Consider the following 23676-nt stretch of genomic DNA (forward strand, 5'->3'; position numbering starts at 1 on the left):
GAAGGTGTAAAGCAAAGAAACAGGAAGGATGACCAATGTGGAAATCGAGCGGAGATTGCCCGTCCGGAAGAAAGGAAACGCAGTATCCTGGTGGAATAACTGGATCAGACAATGGGATCTTCAGCTGATGGTAGTGCCTGCTTTGATCTTCATCTTTATTTTCAGTTACCTGCCCATGTACGGAGTTCTAATGGCTTTCCAGGATTATCAGCTGTTCGGCGGATTTTTACACAGCCCATGGGTGGGCCTGAAGCATTTCGAGGCTTTCTTCAATTCCCCGGACTTCTGGAGAGTCATGCGCAACACGATGGTGATCAGTCTGCTGAAGCTCTGCTTCGGCTTCCCGGCACCGATACTGCTGGCGCTGATGCTGAATGAAGTCCGGAGTATGATGTTCAAGCGGGTCGTGCAGACCGTCAGCTATCTGCCGCATTTTCTCTCGTGGGTGATCGTCGGCGGTTTCGTAGGCTCGATGCTGTCGACTGATAATGGAAGCGTTAACATGCTGCTGATGAGTCTGAATCTAACATCTGAACCGATCAGCTTTCTGTCTGTGCCGGAGTATTTCTGGGGTATTCTCGTAGGGACGGGGATGTGGAAGGAAATGGGGTTTGCCGCCATTGTCTATCTGGCTGCCATTGCCGGAATTGATCCGCATCTGTATGAAGCCGCTTCCATCGACGGGGCGGGGAGATTCAAGCAGATCCAGCTGATCACACTGCCTTGTATCCGGCCCGTCATTATCATCTTCATGATTCTGGCGGTGGGCAATATTCTTAACGCCGGGTTTGAAGATATTCTCATTCTGGCCACGAATCCGATTCTCCGTGATGTGTCGGATGTGATCGATACCTATGTGTACCGGATGGGGATTCTGAATAACCGCTTCTCATACGCGGCAGCAGCAGGGTTGTTCAAGGCAGTTGTCAGTGTAACACTGCTGGCGCTAGCCAATAAAGCAGCCAGAAAAATGGGCTCCAGCCTATGGTGAGCGAAGCAGCCTCAAAGCGGTATAGATGCAGAAATGTTCATGAAATCAGACGCTGCGGGGAAAGGGGTTACAGGTTATGATGAAGCTGTCAACGGGGGATAAAGTGCTGCAGCTGTTCATTTATATCATTCTGATCCTGCTGGGCTTCGTCACCCTGTATCCCTTCTGGAATTCCCTGGTTATATCTTTCAATATGGGCTCGGATACATCGCTGGGCGGCATCACGTTCTGGCCCCGGGTTCCAACGTTTGATAACTATGAGGTCGTCTTCCAGGACAGCCGGATCGGGCAGGCGTTCATGATATCCATTCTGAGAACGCTAACCGGGACGATCCTGTCCGTGCTGTTCACAGCCATCCTGGCTTACGGGCTATCGCGTCATGAGCTGATCGGGCGCAGGTTCTATATGGTCTTCTGCATTATTACAATGTATTTCAGCGGCGGCTTAATTCCTACCTTTCTGCTGCTGCGGGAGTTTGGCATGATGGACACCTTTTGGGTTCTCGTTATTCCCGGGTTAATCAGTGTATATAATATGATTATTTTTCGGACCTTCTTTCTTGGCCTGCCGGCGGGACTGGCGGAGTCGGCACGGATTGACGGCTGCAACCATATCGGTGTGCTGATCCGCATCGTCCTGCCTATATCGGGTCCCGTTGTGGCCACCCTGTCCCTTTTTACCGCCGTCTATCACTGGAATGACTGGTTCTCAGCCAGCATTTATATTAACGACCCCAGCCTGATTCCGATCCAGACGCTGCTGAAGCAGATCCTGAGCTCCAATATTGTGACTGATCAGCTTCAGTCCGTCGGCAATGCAGCAGCCCAGGACCGTCTGGCTCTGGTGCAGTCTGTCACCACCAAGTCGCTGATTATGGCTACCACTATGGTGGCAACGCTGCCAATCATTATGGTGTATCCGTTTCTGCAAAAATATTTTGTCAAAGGGGTACTCATCGGTTCCTTGAAAGAGTAGCGCAGATTTCTTGAACTCACATGTAGAGAGGGGTTACTTAATTTGAAACGGACGACCAAACGATGGACACAAATGACGGTTGTATTATGCACGGTGCTGCTGATGGCCGGGTGCGGCGGAGGGAATAACGCAGCAGTTCAGAGTACGGCAGAACCCGGTAAAGAAACGGCGGCAGCCACTGCTGCAGCGGAAACGGCGGTACCCGCAACTTCGGAGGAGCCTTCCACAGACGAAGTAAGTACAGTGAAGCCGGTAACCTTCAGCTATTACAGCAATTATGACTGGGATACTACTGAGCAGTGGGGCGCCGACTCAACCACACGCTGGATTGCCGATACCCTGAAGGTCAACATGACTCCCGTTCAGTCAAGCGGCGCTGCCGAGACGAAGTTCAGCACCATGATTGCTTCAGGCAGTCTGCCGGATGTCATTATGACGGACCGCGGTGCAAGTGTCGAGCGTCTGCGGCAAGGCGGAATGCTGGTGGCACTGGATGATTATCTCGACAAATATCCGAATCTTAAGAATAACGCCGGGGAAGCCACACTCGGTATGCTCCGCTCAGACGACGGCAAGCTGTACCAGTTCCCGAACTGGTATACCTCAAGCCCCAACGGCAACGGCGGATGGATCATCAACAAGAAAATTTATAAAGAGCTGGGCTCGCCGAAGCTGGAAACCTTTGATGATCTGTATGCCTATCTGAAGCTGGTGAAGGAGAAATACAGTGATGTTGTTCCCCTCGAGGTTGGAGCCAAAGGCCGGGGCATTGATACCATGTATGGCGGATGGGCGGAGAACAAACCTTATCTGACGAGAGCTAATCCTGTAGGCAATGAACTGAAGCCGATCTTTGAAGATCCGATTTTCATTGAGAACATGCAGTATGCCAGCAAGCTGTTCCGCGACAAGCTGATTTCACAGGACGTATTCACACAGACCGGAGACCAGATTAACGAAAAGCTGAAAACGGGCCGCGTTGCAGTATACGTGGATGGCGATGTGGTCAATCCGGGCCGGGGAGCGGACGGTGCCCTGAAGGCAACCGATCCGGAAGCGGGCTACGAGATCATCTGGCCGATCCACAAAGCCGGCCTGGATGCCACCAAAATCACTCCGAATAATTACAATTCCCTCGGCTGGAATGTGCTCGTGATTACGAAGAATGCCAAGGACCCTGAAGCGATCTTCTCATACCTGGACTGGTTGACCGGGGAGGAGGGCCAGCGTATTATCAACTTCGGACGTAAGGGGCTCTACTGGGATGAGACTGACGCAGATGGAGTACCGATTCTGAATGCCGGGGGACTTAGCACAGAGCAGGCAGGGAAAGACAAGGAAAGAATCGGCCGCTTCAACTGGGTAGGCAACACGACATTCATCGATCAGACCAAAGCCAAGATGGATGCGCAGCTGCCGGCTGACAAGCAGAACTGGACAACGCTGGCCCAGCAGAAAGTGACCTGGAAGACTTCCCGGAACTTCACGGAATTCGTGAACCTTGATCCGCTTCCGGATTCGGAAGAAGGAACCATTGCTACTGCCGTTAACGATATCTATCAGGAGGCATTTGCCAAGACGCTGTATGCCAAGAGTGATGAAGAGGTGCTGAGCCTTATTAACAAAGCGAATGAAGACGCCTCAAAAGCGGGTTACGGCAAGCTGCTGGCATACCAGACGGAAAGATGGCAGAACAACCTCAGCAAGATGAAATAACAATAGAGTCTGCCTGGGGCGTGGGGTATACTGAAGCCAAGTATACCCCATTATTTGGGAAGGGGCTGCCTTCCGCCTTATGGGGATAACCTCCGCTCTTGCGCCTTGGCAGCAAGCGGGTCCGAAGGAGGGGATGGAATGTATAAGGTGCTGCTGGTTGACGATGAGCTGCTGGATCTGAAGGGTCTGCAATACTTCATGAACTGGGAAGACATGGACATGGAAGTGTGTGCAGCCGCAAGCAGCGGCTTCGAGGCGCTTGAAGTGCTGGAAGCACAGCAGGTGGATATTGTCGTCACGGATATCAAGATGCCGATTATGACCGGGATGGAGCTTGCCCGCAGAGCACTTGAGCTGAATCCGAAGCTGAAGATAGTTTTTGTCAGCGGCTATGAGGATTTCCAGTATGCCAAGCAGGCCATTTCCATGAGTGCCTGCGGTTATGTTCTGAAGCCTGTGGACGATGAGGATATGCGGCGGACGTTGATTGATGTGAAGGAGGCCCTGGACAAGGAACGGGCGCATAGCCATCTGGAGCATTATTTCTCGGAGTCGGAACCCCTGCTGAAGCGTGAGCTGTTCATGCAGCTTCTCGATGGAACACCGGATGAGGACCGGGTATTGCCGCTGCTTCAGCGCATGGGGATTGCTTGGCAAAGATCCCGCCTGTACACCGCTCTGCTGGAACCGGATGACCTGGCCTGGAAGCTGAACGGCTATAGTGAGGAGGCCCAAGCGGCAATAGAGCGGCAGCTGAGCCTGTCTGTTGAACAGTTCTGTGCGATGGAACGGATTCAGGTCTGCAGACTGGATCAGTTCCATTTTGCTCTAATCCTTGAAGAACGTGTTGACCATGGACGGTTAAGGGAATTCATTCATCATGCGGTCAGCGGAACTCCGCTGACAGTGACCATAGGAGCAGGACCGCTGGTGAACAGTCTGAAGGAGCTGCATTACTCCTTCCAGCGGGCCAAGGAAGCCCTTGGATTGAAGCTGTTCCTGGGCAAAGGCAAGCTGATCCTGCACACGGATGCCAGAGGGCCGGTTACGGCTGAAGCCAAGGATCTTGATGATATTCTCCAGGCCTTGTTTCAGGCCATGTCCTCTTACCGGCTGGTTGCTATCGACGATTGTAATGAGGAGCTGTTCGTGTGGGTAGGTCATATGGAGACCAAGCTGGAGATCTATCAGCTGTTTCTGCATGTGGTGTCGAAGCTCGATGCCTATTTGCATACGATTAATGAGGACTTCTACGAGGTGCTCGGACTGGACCGGAAGCATCTGAGCATTCTCTATCATTTCGAGACTACCCAGGATATGAAATCCTGGCTGCGCCGCCGTATGTTCGAGCTGTCGGAGCATTTGCAGCGCAAACGGCAGGGCAAGAAACGCAAGCTCGTGCAGGAGATTGAAGCTTATATAGAGGAACGTCTGGAGCATAACGTGATGCTGCGGGATGCTGCCAATCATTTCTCCTTCTCGCCTAATCATCTGGGGCAGATTTTCTACGAAGAGAAGGGAATTTATTTCTCCGATTATGTCTCTTTAAGACGGCTGGAACGGGTGAAGCTGCTGCTTGGTGACCCGAAGCTTAAGGTTTATGAAGCTGCCCAGCGGGTCGGCTATAAGAATCTGTCCCATTTCAGCAAGCAATTCAAGGATTATTACGGAGTCAGCCCGGGTGATTATAGGAGACATCTGTAATATGCGGCGCAGATGGAGTATGCCTTACGGATACAAGCTGATTCTCCCTTATGTGGTCTGCCTGCTGCTAGCTGTGGGTACAGTGGGCTTGTTTGCTTACAGTCATTCCGTGAACTCGCTCAAACAGAAGACGCGCGAGAACATCCAAGGCACACTGCAGCAAATGCGGGATAACATCACCTACCGTACGGATAATATTGAACGTATCTCCAGCACTCTCTATTACAACTTCAATCTGCAAAGTGCACTGCGGCGTTATGAGCAAGGCTGGTACAGCTATGAGACGATGACTAAGACTCTCATGCCTACGCTTGAGAATCTGCTTAATTACACGGCAAGCAATGTCGGGTTATCCCTGTACCTGGAGAATGATTCTATTCCTGAACTATACTACAGCGAGATTGGACCCAATCCTCTGCTCTCGACCAAGCGGTATGAGATCTTTCATCTGCAGAGAATCCGGGGAGAAGACTGGTATCATGACCTCGTGGCGCCGGAAGCTAAACCGGGTGCTGGTCAATGGCGTCAGATTCTGCGCGATGAAGAGAACAGCAATATCTCACTGATCCAGAGGATGGATGATATCCAGAAGCAGCGGAGCATCGGTCTAATCCGGGTAACGGTGCAGATGCGGGATCTGCTGGATTCGGTGGATTACCGCAAGATCGGCGAATATGCCACTCTTATGGTGACTGACGGGAGCGGCAGGGTGGTGCTGGAGTCTTCACCGGAGGGTGCGGAAGTCGCCAGCCTGCAATCCGCCGGCAACCTGCTGCAACTGAGAGAGCCGCTGGAAGGCATCGGCTGGGAGCTGCAAGCCTATATTCCGAACAGCCTGTTCGATGAAAGTGCAAGCGAAGTGCGGAGAATGACACTGCTGGTCTGTCTGGCCAGCGCACTGGTTCTGGCCTGTCTCGGCATCGGAGTATCCAGCTATTTCTCCCGGCGGATTCAGAAGATCGTCGGATCGCTGAACGCTTTTCACGATGGAGACTTTCACAAGAGAATTAAGTATAAGGGCAATGACGAACTGGCACAGATTGCCGTAGCCTTCAACCGGATGGGCAGCAATATCGAAGAGCTGATTCACAAGAATTATGTCGCCAATCTTCAGAAAAAAGAAGCGGAGCTGGAATCGCTGCAGGCGCAGATCAATCCGCATTTCCTCTACAATACACTCTCCTCGATCAATCGTCTGGCCCAGTTCGGAGATATTCAGAAGCTGCACACCCTTGTTCAGGAGCTGGCCAAGTTCTACCGTCTGTCTTTGAACCGGGGAGGAATTATCACAACCGTGGGCAATGAAATTGAGCATGCCAAAGCTTATATTGCCATTCAGGGCATCAAATACGGGGAGCGGATGTCGGTATATTACGATATTGACCCCGGGGTGCTGGAGTATGCGACGGTGAAGCTGATTCTCCAGCCGATGATTGAGAATGTGCTGGAGCATGCCTGGTTCGGCAGCACCATCGGAATCCGGCTGGTGGCGGAGAAGAGGGAGGACAGTATCATATTCAAGATTATAGACAATGGGGTAGGCATGAATGCGGATACCATCCGGCAGATTCTGGCCCCTGAGGGGACCCGGATCGGCTACGGCATCCGTAATGTAGATTCCCGGATTAAGCTGCATGGAGGCAGTGAATACGGAGTGCTGATCGCCAGCCGTTCCGGAATCGGCACCTGTGTGCAGATTTCTATTCCCTGCCGGTTATAACCGTATAAGCAGTCAATCGGCTACAAAGGAGTTTTGACCTTATTGAAGACCATTCACACAGGAGATTACGAGATCCTTCTTGAAGGAAGCAGTCCGGACTTTCAATCTCAGCTTCATGTGCAGCGCGGAGTAGATGGCGTTGCCTATGCCATCCTGACACTCAGTGCTCCCGCTCCGGCAGCTCCCCCCAAGCTGACGCTTCGCTGGAGCTGCCAGGCCATTGATATTCAAGGAATGTGGCATCCGGCAGCGGAACGAAACAGGGGACTGGTTCCCGACTGGCGGGAGGGGTTCCTGTCCAGATCCACTTTCTCTGCACCGGTTGTCAGCCTGTATGGCAGCAGGGGGAACAATGCTCTGACCTTTGCCTGCTCAGACGTCTTGAATCCGCTGGAGCTGCGTGCGGGGCTGAATGAAGAAACGTCCAGCTTTCAATGTGCTGTAACGTTGTTCGCAGGCGATGTCTTTCCCATAACACATTATGAGCTCATCCTGCGGCTGGATTCCCGCAGCGTTCCGTACTATGAAGCACTGGGCGCAGCGGGGAAATGGTGGGCAGGCTTGAAAGGGAGTGAGCCGTCCCCGGTTCCTGATACCGCAAGGGAGCCGGTGTATTCCACCTGGTATAGCTTCCATCAGCAGCTGAAGCCGGAGACCGTAGAGCTGGAGTGCAGACTCGCAGCTGAACTGGGCTGCGGCGCGGTAATTGTGGATGACGGCTGGCAGACGTCAGATGAAGCCCGGGGGTATGCGTATTGCGGAGACTGGAAGGCCAGCCCGGACAAAATCGCGGATATGCAGGCTCATATAGCCCGTGTCCATGACCTTGGCATGAAATACCTGCTGTGGTATGCCGTGCCGTTCATCGGCAAGCATAGTGAAGCCTGGCTGCGCTTCAAGGATAAGTTACTCTACTATAGTGAGAGCTTCGGAGCAGGCGTGGCCGATCCCCGTTATCCGGAAGTCCGGGAATACTTAATTTCCTTATATGAGCAGGCATTGCTGGATTGGGATCTGGACGGCTTCAAGCTAGACTTTGTAGATAGCTTCTATACGGCCCGGGAGGCGGCGGACCAGAAGGATGACGACTGGGGCAGCCGGGATACAGGCTCGGTTCCGGAAGCCGTCGATCTGTTGTTAAGCGGAATCCTCTCCCGCTTGCGGCAGCTGAAGCCGGATATTATGATCGAATTCCGCCAGAATTATACCGGACCGCTGATGCGCAAATACGGCAATATGTTCCGGGCAGCAGATTGTCCAAACGATGCACTTCAGAACCGGATACATACAATCGATATCCGGCTGATCTGCGGGGATACCGCGGCACATGCCGATATGCTGATGTGGAATCCGGAGGAACCGGTCGAGGCAGCGGCATTGCAGTTCATTAACATTCTGTTCGCTGTGCCGCAGATATCCGTCCGGCTGGATACTCTGCCGGAGCCGCATAAGGCTATGCTGGGCTTCTGGCTAAGCTTCTGGCGCGGGCACCGGGATGTATTGCTGGACGGAACATTGGAGCCGGTGAGTCCCGAGCTGCTGTATCCGCTTGTCATCGCCCGGACCGCGCAGAAGTGGGTGTTTGCCGCTTATCATGATACAGTAATCCCTTTAGCAGGGGATTTGCCCGGGCTGGTTCTGGTAATCAACGGGACGCTGAACCCGCGCCTGGTACTGGAAATGGACCGCGATCCGGGTCTGCTTCTTGTGAATATCCTCGGCTGCGGGGGAACGGTTGTAGCGGATCACAGGCTGCTGTGGAATAAAGGAGTGCATGCACTAGAGGTGCCGCCGGCAGGGGTAATCATGATTCGGCCTGCCAGAATAGCTGAATAATTAATCTTACAAGACGCCTGGTCCCCCACACATATTCCAGTGGGGGGGCCAGGCGTCTTGAAGCTGTTCTGGTCTGGCTACTGCCAGTTGATTAATGGGAGCAGAGTAAATCAATCCAGCAGCTTCCCGATAAAGACCCGCATAGCCAGTGTATCTGGAGCATGCTTCTGCCGGATGATCCGGAAATCCCTTTCAGTCAGTGTATGCCTGATTCTTAGTTCACTTAATTCGCCGCTGGCCAGCTCTTTGCGTACAATCCATCTGGACAGCAGGGACAGTCCAAGTCCGGCGCTGACCGCTTCCTTGACACCCTGACTGCTGTTGAATACATAGGAGCGTTTGACCTGAATACCTGATTCCTGCAAAAAACGGTCGCTGAAAGCCCGGGTGCCGGAACCCGGTTCCCGCAGCACCCAGACTTCATTATGCAGCATCTGATCCTCTACAGCGAGTTCACTGCTTAGCGGGTGAGCGGAGGGCGCGACCAGAATCATCTCGTCCTTCATATACGGGATAATGGACAGATCAGAGCCCGACGTTTCACCTTCGATGAAGCCGATATCCAGCCGGTTAGACCGGACCGCAGCAATAATCTCTTCCGTATTGCCTATGGTGACCTGGAGACTGACCAGCGGATATTGCCGGGCGAAGTCGGCCAGGCGGGCCGGGAGCACATATTCCCCAATTGTGAAGCTGGCTCCGATCTGCAGGGTGCCGGTCACTTCGTCCTGCAGCAGCCGGATTTCCCGGCCGGCCTCTTCATAATGCATGAGCATCTGTTTCGCATGCTTATATAGAATGGCTCCGGCTTCAGTAAGACGCACTTGCTTGGGGGAACGGTGCAGCAGCTTCACTGCGAATTCGTTCTCCAGATTGCGGATATGCAGGCTGACTCCGGGCTGGGAGAGGTTGAGCAGCTCGCCCGCCTTAGAGAAATGCTGCTGCTCTACTACGGTAACAAAAACGCGGAGCGCATCAGTAATCATAATAATCCCTCATTTATTGAAGATGGATGTAGCTGTAATTGCTATTTTTCACTATTTTAACATAGTGAATTTGCCTAAGCATAAGTATTTGTAATGATTGAAATAGCAAACCTGTATTTCACATTCCGTAAGCATGCTTATATAGTAAAGCTATAAAAGCGGCGTTATAACGAAGTAGTGAATGGGGCGCGGGTACGGATGAATGGAAGCGGAAGTTACAGATTGCAGCGGAGTAATCATAGATATGTCTACTTTGCCGGCGGGATTGTTGTTACACTCACTCTGGCGGTTGCGGCGAAATATTTAGCCATGCTGCCGGTCCTCGGCATTATGGGCCAGCTGGTGCTGGCCATTCTGCTGGGGATTGGCCTCAGAGCAGTAGCCGGTGTTCCGGAGCAGGCCATGGCAGGCGTACGGTTCTCGGGCAAAAGACTGCTCAGAGCAGGAATCATTCTGCTGGGGATGAGACTGAATCTGGGGGATATCGTACAGGCGGGTCCAAAGGTGGCCGGGATTGCAGCTATTAACCTGGTGTTCACGCTGTTCACTGTGTATGGTTTGGCGCGTTGGCTGAAGATGGACAGAAGACTGGGGCTGCTGACCGCGTGCGGAACAGCCATCTGCGGCGCAGCAGCAGTAGCTGCCATTGCCCCGCAGATCAAAGCGACAGACAACGAGACGGCAGTAGGAGCGGCAACAGTGGCGATTCTGGGAACTGTTTTTACACTTGTATATACGATTCTATATCCATATATGGGCTTAAGCGCTTCGGGATACGGAATCTTCGCAGGAGCAACCCTGCATGAGGTGGCACATGTCATCGCTGCAGCCGTACCTGCCGGGCAGCAAGGCTCCGATCTGGCAGTACTGGTGAAGCTGACGCGGGTAGCAATGCTGGTTCCGGTCGCTCTGATTCTGGGCCTGATAGAAGGCCGCAGGGAGCGGAAGCTACACCGCCGCATGAAACTGTCCGATGGAGCAGAAGAAGGGTGTGCCGCCGAAACGGAAGGAAACCGGGAGCGCAAGAAGCTCCCGGTCCCCTGGTTTATTGCAGGCTTTCTGTTGATGAGCGGCATTAATACACTTGAGGTCATCCCTCAGCAGCTTGCGTCAGACATGATCACGCTTGCCTATCTGCTGCTGGCCATGGCGATGGCGGGACTTGGACTCGGGATAGACCTCAAGACCTTCAGCAGCATGGGGCGTAAGCCGGTAATCGCCGGATTCATAGGTTCGGTATTCATGTCGCTGCTCGGATTTGGGCTGGTACATTGGTTGGGATTATCTTAGTCCAGTGGAACGGAACACATCACATCATAGATCACGCTCAAACCCCTGAGTAAGCCATGAATCCGCCGTCCACAGGCACGGTGATTCCGGTGACGAACCCCGACATTTGCTCATCTGCCAGCCAGAGCAGGGTGCCGAGCAGATCCTTGGGCGTACCGAAACGGCGCATCGGGGTTTGGGAGATGATTTTGCGGGAACGTTCTGTCAGCTCTCCATTACTGTCCACAAGCAGCTGTTCATTCTGAGCGGTTACGAAGAAGCCCGGGGCTATAGCGTTAACCCGTATTCCCGCGTCTGCCAGATGGACGGCCAGCCATTGCGTGAAGTTGTTAATCCCCGCCTTGGCAGCACTGTATGCCGGAACTTTGGTCATTGGCGAAGCGGCACTCATGGAAGAAATGTTGATTACCGTTGTTCCGGTTCGCCCGAGCATCTGCTTGGCGAAGATCTGGGTCGGAATTAACGTTCCGGTCATATTTAAATCAAGGACATTGCGGAACCCGCTTACAGACAGATCGAAGAAGGAGACGATATCCGGATTCTCCAGGTCTCCGTCCGCGAAGGTCTCATGGGTCGTAATTGCCGAAGGCTGATTACCGCCGGCCCCGTTAATTAATAAATCACAAGGCCCCCAGTGCTTCAGAAGTTCATCGGCTGCCTGCTGCACATTGCTGGAATCCATAACATCACAGGCCAGGGAAAGTGCTTGGCCTCCGGCTGCAGTTATCTGCGCGGCCAGAGCGGCGCCTTTGTCCGCAGTGCGGTTCAGAATGGCGACCTTGGCGCCTTGACGGGCTAATTCCAGGGCCATCACGCTGCAAAGTGCGCCGGCTCCTCCGGTAATCACGGTGATTTTGCCTGCCAGTTGAGGCTGTAATGCCAACTCAGACATAGGTATCCAACCCTTCTCTAATGTAAGTATGATCCTAAGTAAGGACTAAGTCTGTTTACTATCGGGCATCATTACCCGCCGGGCGGGGCGTCTATTCAGTTCCCCGGATTCCTTGTTAAATGGACGGCAAAGCCGTTTCTACTTGTAGTACTGCGGGTATTTCTCCATCAGCATCTCCTGATCGGCAATGGTTAATGCCATATGCTCCTGCATCATATGATCACCCTGCGAAACATCATGTGTCTGAATCGCTTCATAGAGGCAATAATGCTGCTGATACAGATGCTCCCAATTATGATCTGCCGTAAGCTTAAGCATCCGGCTGCGGTTCAGATGGACCTTGATCTGCTGGACTACTTCCCAGGTATTCTTCTTGCTGCAGCCTGTAAAGATCAGATGATGAAATTCTTCATCCAGCATGAACATTTCCTTATAGTCCTGATCTTCAATGCAGAGTCTCTGTTTATCCAGATTCGCCTTAAGATCTATAAGATGTTTGGCCTGAAAAGAGCTGCAGGCCTCGCGCATAACCGCCCGCTCCAGATGCTCGCGCATGAAGCGGGCTTCTTCGACGAGGCCGGAATCAATAAGAGAGACAACCGTTCCGCGCTGGGGATAGACATCGAGCAGGCCCTCTTGGGCCAGCCGGACGAAGCTCTCTCTGACGGGAGTGCGGCTAACATTGAATTTAAGTGAAATTTCTTTCTCCGAGATGCTGGTGCCGGGAGGGAGCTCCAACAGCAAAATCTGATTCTTCAAAGAACGATACACGATGTCCCGTGTGGAAACCGCTTGTGTACCGATAATGTATTCCATCGCGTAGCCCTCCTGTTAAGTTGTTCAGAAGCACTACCATACTACCATACAAGTATGGTAGTATGGTAGTGCAAACAGGCAGAAACGGCTAATACCGTCCTTACCAGGACAAATTTCCGCTTCTGCGGAAAAGATAAGAACGTTATATTGCGAGTAGCTTATACATTCTTATCTTCTAAAATACGGTATGACGAAAGGCTGGAGAACACATTGAGTACCTCACCTTTTATTCATGAAGATTGGCTGCTCCTGAACAAAAGTGCACAAACCCTGTACCATGACTATGCTCAAAAAATGCCGATCTACGATTTCCACAGTCATCTGAATCCTCAGGAGATCAGCAGCAACCGCAAGTTCCGCAATATCGCCGATCTGGCGTTATCGGGGGACCATTACAAGTGGCGTGCGCTGCGCTGGCTCGGCATCGATGAACAGCTGATTACCGGGAACGCTCCGGACAAAGACAAATTTATGGTCTGGGCGCGTTCAGTACCCGAGATGCTGGGCAATCCGCTGTACCATTGGACACATCTGGAGCTGAAACGCTACTTCGGCATCGATGAGCTGCTCTCGGCCGATAATGCGGAGAGTGTCTGGGACCGCTGTAATGAACAGCTGCAAGGAGACGGCATGACTACACAGGGCATCCTTAAGAAGCAGAATGTTGACGTCGTCTGCACAACGGATGATCCGGCTGATTCCCTGGAGCATCACATTCTTATTAAGAACGACAGTGCACTGGAGACCGTTGTTGCTCCAACCTTCAGACCGGACCGGGTGCTGAATATCCGCGATGAAGGTTTTGCCGGCTATGTTGCCACGCTCAGTGAAGCCAGCGGAATGGAAGTTCACTGTTATTCCGAATTCATGAAGGCTGTGACTTCGCGGATCGATTATTTCCACAAGCATGGCTGCCGTCTGTCCGATCAGGCCTTCGGTGAGCTTCCGCACGCACATTCAACCGAACATGAAGCAGCTTACATATTTGCCCGTGCCTTCAAAGGCGAGGAGATCAGCGCCCAGGAGGAACAGAAGTTCCAGAGCTACACACTGCTCAAATTAGGCCGGCTGTATCACGAGCGGGGCTGGAGCATGCAGCTGCACATCGGGGCGCTCCGTAATAACAACTCACGGATGTTCGATGCGCTCGGCAAGGACAGCGGGTTCGATTCCATTCTGGACTTCAATATGGCCCGCAGCCTGAATGCCTTGCTGAATGATCTGGATGCCAGCGGACAGCTTCCGAAGACCATTGTGTATACGCTGAATCCGTCACAATACGAGATGATTGCAACATCGATCGGTAATTTCCAGGGCTCGGGGATCAAAGGCAAAGTGCAGATGGGCTCAGGCTGGTGGTTCCATGATCAGAAGGAAGGCATGCTGCAGCAATTGAAGGCGCTCTCCAGCATCGGCCTGATCAGTCCATTCGTCGGCATGCTGACCGACTCCAGAAGCTTCCTCTCCTTCACGCGTCATGAATACTTCCGCCGGATTCTATGCAACCTGTTCGGCACATGGATTGAAGAGGGCGATCTGCCGCGCGATTATGCTTTTGTGGGCCGGACGATCGAGAACATTTGTTACAACAATGCCGATGCATATTTCGGGATAAAATAGTATGTAGCTACAAAAAGGAACAGTCCTATCAGCCATCATATGGCTTGGGATTGTTCCTTTTTTATTGAGCGCACATGTTATGGTGACTTAAACTCGTGATAACCAATTTGATAATTCGCTTGCTGCGTGGTTGCAGTGACCGGATTAAGTTATGTGCACATTGGTCCCGCAATTTTTAATTGCACTTTGTACAACTAAATCGCCTGATTTACAATCGATCATCCGTTTAGTTGTATTTCGTACAATTAAATTATCGGTTGTAGCTGGTTATCACCGTTCCGGGCAAATTTAGTTGTACAGAATACAGTTATAAGATGTGGGCAGCCTTTATCGCAGTTTTTAACTGCACAATCTACAACTATTATGAAATCAAGTTGGATTTTGAATGCAAGGATAGCGTAAATCATACTCCAACTAACAAATCCCCCCTACTTCGTACTGCTCCGGTAAGCAGAAGGAGAAACACCAGTAGTCTTCTTGAACACCTTGGAGAAATGGGCAAGCTCCATGCCGACCTGCTCGGCGATATTGGAGATGCTGAAGTCGGTGTACGAGAGCTGCCTTTTGGCGAGCTCCATCCGTTTCAGCTGAACGTACTGCATCGGAGGGACGCCGATGAATTTCTTGAAGTAGGGAATGAAGTAGTTCGGATGCAGATGGACGAGCTCCGCCAGCTCCTCCACATCAAGCGGCCGCATCAGGCGCTGGTCAATGTAAGTCAGCACATTCGCCAGCTTCCCCTGATCGCTGGTATGTGTCAGGTCATCCAGGAAATTGCTGTAGCCTCCCGATTCCAGACACAGTGCCAATAGCGTGAGCAGTGAAGCCTGAGTGCGCAGAGTCGCCAGAAAGCCGGTATCCTGAAACAAATCAATCATTTCCGTGAAAATCGCCCTTACCGCATCCGGATCCGGCACATCGCTGATATAGAGCTTATTGGCAGAATGAAACAGCGGCCATTCCCCGATCTGCGCATCAAAGTGACAATAGTAGCGTGTGTAGGGATCATTGGGCGAGGTGTCCGTGGTCTGGGTAGAGCCGGCCGGCATGATCATTAATTGCCCGGGTCTGGGATAATACGCCACGCCGTTGATAATCACCTTGCCTTCGCCGGAATCAATATAGTACAGCCGGTTGAAGGAAGGGGTCTCGTTCGTCCTATTCCATCCGGGGTATCTGCTGGTCAACTGGGCATGCGTAACGGTAACGGTCAGATTCTGCAGCAGGCGTCCGGTCAGATTTCCGCTGGCATACATATTCATAGGTTTAGCTCCTTTACAACGCTCATAAATTCATTATACCGCTTTCATTTATCTAATACATCTTATTTATATACAAAAACACCTTAATTACAGTCATGTTCACCGGAGGCGATTAAGGTTATCCTCATATCATAAACTGTAATAGGAAGTGATTGGGAGATGGAAAAGGTACGATTTGGCATTATCGGAGTGGGCAATATGGGGCGAGCGCATGCGCAGAGCCTGCTGAGTGATATTAAGGGAGCCGAGCTGGCAGCCGTATGTGACACCAGCCCGGAAAGGCTGGACTGGGCGGAAGAGCATTTGCCGGATAGCGTGCAGCGGTTCCTGTCACCGGAAGAGCTGTTCAAGTCCGGGACCATTGATGCTGTGCTGATTGCTACACCGCATTATGACCACCCGCCGCTCGCGGTTGAGGCACTGGGTTACGGGCTGCATGTTCTGATTGAGAAGCCAGCAGGCGTGTACACCAAAGCTGTTCAGGAGATGAACGACGCTGCTGCGAAGTCTGACCGCAAGTTCGGCATTATGTACAACCAGCGGACCAACCCGCTCTATCAGAAGCTGAGAGAGCTGATCAAGTCAGGAGAGCTTGGAGAGATCCGGCGTACGAACTGGATTATCACGAATTGGTACCGCTCTCAGAGTTACTATGACTCCGGCGGCTGGCGGGCGACCTGGGGCGGAGAAGGCGGCGGTGTACTTCTTAACCAGGACCCGCATCAACTGGATCTCTGGCAGTGGACGACCGGAATGATGCCGAAGCGGGTACGGGCTTTTTGCCACTTCGGGAAGTACCGCAATATTGAAGTTGAGGATGATGTGACTGCCTATGTGGAATATGAGAATGGCGCAACGGGGCTGTTCATCACCACTACAGGGGAGGCACCGGGAACGAACCGGTTCGAGATCACAGGCGACAACGGTAAAATCGTAATCGAAGACGGCAAGCTGACGTTCTTCCGCCTGCGCACACCGGAGCCGCAATTCAATGCTGAATTTACCGGAGGATTCGGAGCACCCGAGTGCTGGAAATGCGAGATTCCGGTAGCACCAGGTGATGGGGATCAGCATAAAGGCATTATGCGTAATTTCACCAATGCCATTCTCCATGACGAGCCGCTCCTGGCGCCTGGCGAAGAGGGGATTCACGGATTGACTCTTTCCAATGCGATGTACCTGTCAGCGTGGACGGATAACTGGGTGGACCTGCCGATCGACAGCGACCTGTTCCACGAGAAGCTGATGGTGCAGGTGCAGAATTCTACTTTTCAAAAGGCACCCGTCAGCCAGAAAGCGCTGGATGTATCGGGAACCCACTAGCATCACTCTTTAATCTGCAGGTATAGCATCATCTAACCAAATCAAACTAATCTGGGAGTGGATGAATGAAATGGAACGTTCAACGATTGCCGCACAAATGTATACCTTACGTGAATTTACCCAGACCCCGGAGGGGTTAAGAGAAAGTCTGCGGAAGGTGAGCGAAATTGGCTACCAGGCCGTGCAGATCTCGGGAATTGGCCCGATGGACCCTAAGCTGGTGAAGGAGTATGCGGATGAATACGGTTTGAAAATATGTGCAACGCATGTCCCCTGGAACCGGCTGGTGAATGATCTGGATGCGCTCGCAGCTGAACATAAGCTGTGGAACTGCAAGTACATCGGCCTTGGCGGACTACCGGCAGAGTATCAGACCAGCCAGGAAGGATACCGCACCTTTGCCAAGCTGGCATCCGGTATTGCGCGTACCCTGAAGGAGCAGTATGGCCTGCAATTTGTCTATCATAATCATGATTTTGAATTTGAACGTTTCGAAGGTATGACTGGTATGGAAATTCTGCTGCAGGAAAGTGATCCGGAGGTGTTCGGCTTTGAGCTGGATCTGTACTGGGTTCAGGCAGGCGGCGGCGATCCTGTAGAGTGGATTCATAAAGTGGAAGGCAGAATGCAGGCCGTGCATTTCAAAGATATGACGGTTCTGTCGCGTAAACCGATTTTTGCCGAAATCGGCCAGGGGAACATGAATTACGGAGCGATTATTGAAGCCTGCCGCAAGACAGGTGTGGAATGGCATATCGTGGAGCAGGATGTGTGCCAGCGTGATCCGTTTGAGAGCCTGGAGATTAGTCTGAACTATCTGCACGCCAAGCTGGAGGTTGAGGCATGAGCCGCAAGGATGGGATGATGTATGCCCCTGTGCATGAGGCCAAGCCTGTGGTGGGGCCGGGTGAATTCGTAATTGCCGCACTGGCGCTGGATCATGGGCATATTTACGGGATGTGCAACGGGCTTGTGGAAGCAGGAGCACAGCTGAAATGGGTATACGATCCTGACCCGGAGAAGGTAAAAGTGTTCCAGAACACCTATCCCGGCGTCCGGGCCGCACGCTCGGCTGAAGAGATTCTCGAAGATCCTGAAGTCCGGCTCGTAGCGGCGGCGGCTATTCCGTCAGAGCGTGGTCCGCTGGGTCTGCGCGTCATGGCACACGGCAAGGATTATTTCACGGACAAAACACCGTTCACCTCACTCGATCAGCTGGCGGCAGCACGGACTCAGGCGGAACAGACGAAGCAGAAATACATGACTTATTTCAGTGAGAGACTGCATGTGGAGAGTGCTGTGTATGCAGGTCAGCTTGTGCAACAGGGTGCGATCGGGCGTGTACTTCAGGTAATTGGAATGGGGCCTCACCGGTTAAATGCTCCGAGCCGGCCGGACTGGTTCTTCCAGCGTGATAAATACGGCGGCATTCTCTGCGATATTGGCAGCCATCAGATTGAACAGTTCCTCTTCTATGCCGGCTGCCGCGATGCCAAGATATTGCACAGCAAGGTAGCGAACTATAACAATCCGTCATACCCGGAGCTGGAGGATTTCGGTGATGCCACGCTGGTGGGCGATAACGGGGCAACCCAATATTTCCGCGTGGACTGGTTCACTCCGGAAGGATTAGGGACCTGGGGCGATGGCCGGACGATTATTATGGGCACCGAAGGGTATATCGAGCTGCGCAAATACAGCGATATTGGCCGCTCCAGCACGCCTGACCATGTCTACTATGTGGACCGTGGGGGGGAACATTATGAGCATGTGGCCGGCAAAATCGGCTTCCCGTTCTTCGGTGAGCTGATCATGGACTGCCTGCAGCGTACAGAAAATGCCATGACCCAGGAGCATGCCTTCAAAGCGGCCGAACTATGCCTGGAGGCGCAGCGGCAAGCGCTCAATCTGACCCCGGATACTCTCAAATAGTTGCATCACAGCTATCAGAAGAACGGAAGGTGTATAAGATGAATCCAATTGGAGCAGCGATTATCGGCTGTGGTGCAATTGCTCCGCTGCATGCCAGGGCCATTGCTTCTATAGATTATGCGCGGCTGCTGGCCGTGGTGGACAGTGATCCCGTTCAGGCAGCGCAATCCGCCCAGGATTACGGATGTGAGGGCTTGACGGATTACAAGCAGCTTCTGGAGCGGGCAGATATCGGAATTGTCCATTTGTGCACGCCCCATCATCTGCATGCCGGGATGGCGGTGGAACTGCTGAAGGCCGGCAAACATGTATTAACCGAGAAGCCGATGGCGCTGGATGTACCTTCAGCCCGGTTAATGCAGGCAGCAGCGGATCAAGCGGAGGGGCAACTCGGTGTAGTCTTCCAGAACCGTTACAATGACCCTTCGGTCCGGATCAGGACGATGATAGATTCCGGCGAACTGGGAGCCCTCATTTGTATGAAAGGGGTGGTTACCTGGACCCGGAGTGAAGATTATTACAAGAATAGCAGCTGGAGAGGCCGCTGGGCTACTGAAGGCGGAGGTGTGCTCATCAACCAGACTATTCATACTCTGGATCTGCTGCAATGGTTCGGCGGTGAAATCTCTTCCGTGAAGGGCAGTGTTACCACTGATGTGCTGAATGATGTTATTGAGGTGGAAGATAGTGCACATGCCTGCATCAGCTTCAAGAATAAGGTGCGCGGACTCTTTTACGGAACCAATGCTTATGGGGTGAATTCTCCCGTTGAACTGGAGCTGGTCTTCGAGCAGGGAACGCTGCTGCAGCGTAGGGATTGCCTGTATCTGTTGAAGGACAGGCAAGAGACGCTGCTCAGCGAACCGGCAACCGGCAGCACCGGAGGTAAATCGTATTGGGGGACCGGACATTCACGGTTAATTCATGATTTCTATGCCCACATCCGTGATGGCCGAAAGTTCTGGATTGACGCAGCAGAGGGCATTAAGGCGCTGGAGCTGATCGATGGAATCTACAAGTCCTCGGCGGGCAGAACGGGTCTGACGGCAGGACAGTATGTGTAGTACTGGACATGTGTGAGATCATACATTCTTGATAGCCAGGGAGAAAGGATCACGTGCTGTGATCCTTTTTTTTTTGCGTGCTGTAACGGGAATACAAGGCAGGTAACCACCCGATTGACAAATTATAATCTGCATGTGATAATTACCTGACGATCGTCAGGGGGGCTGAAGAGATGACTGCTAACGCGATACTGCAGGCTGCATGTTCACAATTCGCCGAGAAGGGCTTTGAAGGAGCATCATTGGCCGGCATAGCTCAGGCAGTAGGGATTAAGAAGCAATCCATTGCCACCTATTTTCCGAAAAAAGAAGATTTGTTCATGGCCGCCTTCGGCGAAATGGCCCGGCATTACTATGAATTTCTTGAACAGCTGTATAAGGGCCTCAGGGATACACCTATAGAGATGAAGCTGCGTGAGATCATGTATAAGAACTATTATTACAAAGTGGAGCACCCGGTATTGACCGCATTCTATAAAATGGCCGTGCAATTTCCGCCTCCTTTCTTCCAGGACTTGCTGGAGGCGCAGATTGCGGGGATGGAGCAGCGTTCCGCTGTATTGTACCGGGCGATTTTTGAGGAAGGCATGAACACGGGGATCATACGGCAGCAGCGGGCAGATAGTCTGCTCTCGGCTTATTACTGTTTGCTTGACGGGATCGCCATGCAGATGTTTTTTTACAAGCAAGAGGAATTTGAACAGCGCCTGGAGGATATCTGGGGGATTTTCTGGGCGGGCATTAAGCAATCTTAACCGGAAAGGGAGGCAGGATGATATGCGTGTAGACAAGGTTACGAATGAAGCAGGATTACAAGAGGCATTCCGGATCAGACGTGAAGTGTTTGTGGAGGAGCAGGGCGTACCGCTGGCTGATGAATTTGATCATTATGAGAGCCAGGCAGAGCATATATTGGTGTTTCATGAGGCGGAGGAGGCTCCAGTAGGGACAGCCAGATTGCGGGTTGTGGACGGATGGGCCAAGCTGGAGCGGATTTGTCTTCTGGCCCCGTACCGCCGAAGCGGGCTAGGGTCCGTAATTATCGGCACACTGGAGGCAATGGCTGCAGAGCAAGGACTCCGGCAAGCCAAGCTGCATGGCCAGAAGCAGGCCGAAGGCTTTTATCAGAAGCTGGGCTATGAGACTTCCTCGGCTGTCTTTATGGAAGATGGAATCCCCCACGTCATTATGGTTAAAAGCTTGCAGGTCTAATCTCTCAAATTGACTTTATGACCAGCAGGCCTTATCTTCAGTACATGTGTTAATATATGAATTGCAGATGAGAGACAGGGAGAGGGATTAAGCTTATGGAACAGGCAATGTTTGCCGGAGGCTGCTTCTGGTGCATGGTTACACCGTTTGAAGAGCTTCCCGGAATTCACGGAATTGTATCGGGGTACGCCGGAGGCACGGTAGAGAATCCTACATACGGACAGGTCAAGACAGGGACAACCGGTCACTATGAGGTGGTTCAGATTACGTTTGATCCGGCACTTTTCCCCTACGAGAGACTGCTGGAGCTGTTCTGGCCGCAGATTGATCCGACGGATGACGGCGGACAGTTTCAGGATCGCGGAACACAGTACCGGACAGCGGTATTCTACTATAATGAAGAGCAGCGGCTGGCGGCTTTGGCCTCCCGGGAGCAAGTGGCGGCCAGCGGCAGATTTGAGCTTCCTGTGGTGACGGAGATTCTGCCTGCACCCCATTTCTATCCGGCTGAGGACTATCATCAGGACTATCACAAGAAGAATCCGAAGCATTATAAAGAGGACCGTGAGCAATCCGGACGGGATACCTTTATTTCGCAGCACTGGTAAAAGCGGAAAATGAAATAAGGTTAGAAAAGCCTTTAATCACCTGGCATCTGGGGATTGAGGGCTTTTTGCTATTTTTGCAGCGCTCTAGAGGTGAAACAGAAGAAATTAAGTCATAAAACCAAAAAATGGGAACCTAAATCCGAAATTTCGAGCCTACTAAATGAAGATTTGCCCTACTATAATCATATTTGTAAACGCATACAATTATACATGATTCTGGCTTTGATCCGGGGAATGGAGGAGGGTGGAGGCTTTCTGAAATGCTGAATGATCTGTCTGTAGCTTCCGGTTGCCAAAGGTAATGATTATAGCAATGCCAATATAATTAAGGAGGAATATTACGATGCCTAAAAAATGGCTAATGTCCATGCTTGCGTTCGTGCTTCTGCTCTCCTGCCTGCCTTTCTTTGGTTCCAAAGCTGCCGCCGCTGATTATACACAGGGAGTAGATTTGTCGGGAACTACAGCGACAATCTGGTTCAAATCTACAGTAAGCACCAGTTGGGTGGATGTACATTACAAGGTCAATTCCGGAACGCAGCTGAATTACCGTACAACCTACAACAGCAGCAAAGCCCGATATGAGCAGGTGGTCACAGGCGTTGCCAGCGGAACCGTTCTCACCTATTTCTTCACGTACAACAATGGAACACCGGCATATGATACCGGCTGGTTTACGTATACCGCCGGAACGGCGCCGACCACCCCGCCTGGGGGTTCCTCTGCTTCGATCTATTCCATAGCCGCCTCTTCCATTCCCACCCCGCCGGGAGGTTCCGTGTCGGTGAAGGTCATGAACGGCACGGGCGGGGCCTATCCTGACAACCAGATATATTGGGGTGTGATCGGCATCAATCCGGCCAACGGCAAATGGAGTTATCTGGATCTGAGCGGCAATCTGCTGCCAATCTCTAATGCGCTGAATGATGCCTCCGGCCATCTGACCAAAAACGGCGTGAATTACGCGAATATCTACCATACCGTAAGTCAGGCTTCCTGGGTAACGATGCCCAAAATCACCTCCGGCCGCATGTTCCTCAGCGTAGGCACGCCGCTGTACATCAAGACTTATGATGACGGCTTTGCCGGACCGGATATTGATAATCCTACCGATCCTAACCGTAATCTCTATTTCGATTTCGTTGAATTCACGGTGGATGCTACAGGCTATCACGGCAACACGACGCGCGTAGATGCCTTCGGATTTCCGATCCAGCACCGGCTGGTTGGCCTGTCTGGAGGCTATGATAAAACCGTAGGCGAGCTGGAATCGGAGACACGTGCCGGAATCTTCAGCAAATACCAGAATGAAGTGCCATCCGCCTTTAAATCACTTGCTACGGATCAGGCACCTTACCGTATTATCGCTCCTGTCCATGGATCGTTTAAAGCCGGCGGGGCCAACAGCAATTATTTCGCAGGTTATTCCAGCTACAGCACCCAGGATATTCTCCGCAACGATGGCTCGCTCATTGATGCTGCCACCAGCGCTGCCATTAACCGCCATGTCTACACCTCCGGCAACTGGAACAATGTCGCGGACTATTACAAAGCGGCTCCAGCCAATTACTATGCGAAGTTCTGGCATGATCACAGCATTAGCGGGCTGGCCTACGGCTTCCCTTATGATGATGTCAACGGCCAAGCGGCCTATCTCGAAGTCGGCGATCCCAAAGGCCTGATTATCCGCGTGGCCTGGTAAGGAGCTTCATTCTTTCTACACATTTG

The 23676-nt window shown here is 52.2% G+C and carries 20 protein-coding genes; 16 read left to right on the forward strand and 4 right to left on the reverse strand.

The window, feature by feature from the left end; translation table 11 throughout:
• Positions 1-28: 28 nt before the first annotated feature.
• From NSU01_RS16425 to NSU01_RS16450, 6 genes are all read left to right on the forward strand, one after another.
• On the forward strand, positions 29-991 hold the full coding sequence (locus tag NSU01_RS16425) for an ABC transporter permease subunit (protein WP_042137054.1): 963 nt from the start codon (positions 29-31) through the stop codon (positions 989-991).
• Positions 992-1067: 76 nt separating this feature from the next.
• A complete protein-coding gene (locus NSU01_RS16430) occupies positions 1068-1967 on the forward strand; it encodes a carbohydrate ABC transporter permease (protein ID WP_042137056.1) in 900 nt (299 codons plus the stop codon).
• 72 nt (positions 1968-2039) lie between these two features.
• Complete coding sequence (locus tag NSU01_RS16435; protein WP_042137058.1) at positions 2040-3683, forward strand: extracellular solute-binding protein; 1644 nt, start codon at positions 2040-2042, stop codon at positions 3681-3683.
• A 138-nt stretch (positions 3684-3821) separates the two neighbouring features.
• Positions 3822-5387 (forward strand): response regulator, encoded by a 1566-nt coding sequence (locus tag NSU01_RS16440; RefSeq protein ID WP_042137060.1) that lies wholly within the window; start codon positions 3822-3824, stop codon positions 5385-5387.
• Position 5388: 1 nt separating this feature from the next.
• Positions 5389-7107 (forward strand): sensor histidine kinase, encoded by a 1719-nt coding sequence (locus tag NSU01_RS16445; RefSeq protein ID WP_042137061.1) that lies wholly within the window; start codon positions 5389-5391, stop codon positions 7105-7107.
• Positions 7108-7149: 42 nt separating this feature from the next.
• On the forward strand, positions 7150-8943 hold the full coding sequence (locus NSU01_RS16450; RefSeq protein ID WP_076248361.1) for a glycoside hydrolase family 36 protein: 1794 nt from the start codon (positions 7150-7152) through the stop codon (positions 8941-8943).
• A gap of 110 nt (positions 8944-9053) precedes the next feature.
• On the opposite strand, the gene NSU01_RS16455 is transcribed toward NSU01_RS16450, so the two are convergent.
• Entirely contained in the window at positions 9054-9929 is an 876-nt protein-coding gene (locus NSU01_RS16455) for a LysR family transcriptional regulator (RefSeq protein ID WP_076248358.1), read from the reverse strand.
• Positions 9930-10127: 198 nt separating this feature from the next.
• Between NSU01_RS16455 and NSU01_RS16460 the strand changes: the two genes are divergently transcribed.
• Positions 10128-11219: a YeiH family protein gene (locus NSU01_RS16460; protein WP_076248356.1), complete on the forward strand. Its 1092-nt coding sequence runs from the start codon at positions 10128-10130 to the stop codon at positions 11217-11219.
• A gap of 37 nt (positions 11220-11256) precedes the next feature.
• Here NSU01_RS16460 and NSU01_RS16465 read toward each other — a convergent pair whose 3' ends face one another.
• Together NSU01_RS16465 and NSU01_RS16470 are read right to left on the reverse strand one after the other, a co-directional pair.
• On the reverse strand, positions 11257-12111 hold the full coding sequence (locus tag NSU01_RS16465) for an SDR family oxidoreductase (RefSeq protein WP_076248348.1): 855 nt from the start codon (positions 12109-12111) through the stop codon (positions 11257-11259).
• A 138-nt stretch (positions 12112-12249) separates the two neighbouring features.
• Positions 12250-12927 (reverse strand): GntR family transcriptional regulator, encoded by a 678-nt coding sequence (locus tag NSU01_RS16470; protein WP_039292670.1) that lies wholly within the window; start codon positions 12925-12927, stop codon positions 12250-12252.
• Between the two features lie 210 nt (positions 12928-13137).
• Here NSU01_RS16470 and uxaC point away from each other — a divergent pair, with 210 nt between their 5' ends.
• The gene (uxaC, locus tag NSU01_RS16475; protein ID WP_042137067.1) at positions 13138-14547 is read left to right on the forward strand and encodes a glucuronate isomerase; all 1410 of its coding nucleotides are present in this window, start codon (positions 13138-13140) and stop codon (positions 14545-14547) included.
• Positions 14548-14975: 428 nt separating this feature from the next.
• Here the strand turns inward: uxaC and NSU01_RS16480 are convergent, their stop codons facing one another.
• A complete protein-coding gene (locus tag NSU01_RS16480; protein WP_305954236.1) occupies positions 14976-15809 on the reverse strand; it encodes an AraC family transcriptional regulator in 834 nt (277 codons plus the stop codon).
• A 159-nt stretch (positions 15810-15968) separates the two neighbouring features.
• Between NSU01_RS16480 and NSU01_RS16485 the strand changes: the two genes are divergently transcribed.
• The 8 genes from NSU01_RS16485 to NSU01_RS16520 all read left to right on the forward strand — a co-directional run bounded on the left by NSU01_RS16485 (position 15969) and on the right by NSU01_RS16520 (position 23650).
• Positions 15969-17132 carry a Gfo/Idh/MocA family oxidoreductase gene (locus tag NSU01_RS16485; RefSeq protein WP_042137069.1) on the forward strand — a complete coding sequence of 388 codons (1164 nt, stop codon included), beginning with the start codon at positions 15969-15971 and terminating at the stop codon, positions 17130-17132.
• 70 nt (positions 17133-17202) lie between these two features.
• Positions 17203-17979 (forward strand): sugar phosphate isomerase/epimerase, encoded by a 777-nt coding sequence (locus NSU01_RS16490; RefSeq protein WP_042137071.1) that lies wholly within the window; start codon positions 17203-17205, stop codon positions 17977-17979.
• A complete protein-coding gene (locus tag NSU01_RS16495) occupies positions 17976-19064 on the forward strand; it encodes a Gfo/Idh/MocA family oxidoreductase (RefSeq protein ID WP_042137072.1) in 1089 nt (362 codons plus the stop codon). Before NSU01_RS16490 ends, NSU01_RS16495 begins: the two co-directional genes overlap by 4 nt.
• A gap of 38 nt (positions 19065-19102) precedes the next feature.
• A complete protein-coding gene (locus tag NSU01_RS16500) occupies positions 19103-20128 on the forward strand; it encodes a Gfo/Idh/MocA family oxidoreductase (protein WP_076248346.1) in 1026 nt (341 codons plus the stop codon).
• A 173-nt stretch (positions 20129-20301) separates the two neighbouring features.
• A complete protein-coding gene (locus NSU01_RS16505; protein WP_052421865.1) occupies positions 20302-20883 on the forward strand; it encodes a TetR/AcrR family transcriptional regulator in 582 nt (193 codons plus the stop codon).
• 22 nt (positions 20884-20905) lie between these two features.
• The gene (locus NSU01_RS16510; protein WP_042137076.1) at positions 20906-21340 is read left to right on the forward strand and encodes a GNAT family N-acetyltransferase; all 435 of its coding nucleotides are present in this window, start codon (positions 20906-20908) and stop codon (positions 21338-21340) included.
• Between the two features lie 95 nt (positions 21341-21435).
• Positions 21436-21948 (forward strand): peptide-methionine (S)-S-oxide reductase MsrA, encoded by a 513-nt coding sequence (msrA, locus tag NSU01_RS16515; RefSeq protein WP_076248344.1) that lies wholly within the window; start codon positions 21436-21438, stop codon positions 21946-21948.
• Between the two features lie 343 nt (positions 21949-22291).
• Positions 22292-23650 (forward strand): glycoside hydrolase family 64 protein, encoded by a 1359-nt coding sequence (locus NSU01_RS16520; RefSeq protein ID WP_042213531.1) that lies wholly within the window; start codon positions 22292-22294, stop codon positions 23648-23650.
• The last annotated feature ends 26 nt before the right edge of the window (positions 23651-23676 follow it).

This window comes from Paenibacillus sp. FSL H8-0259, from assembly GCF_037963255.1.
GTDB lineage: Bacteria > Bacillota > Bacilli > Paenibacillales > Paenibacillaceae > Paenibacillus_AQ > Paenibacillus_AQ phytohabitans.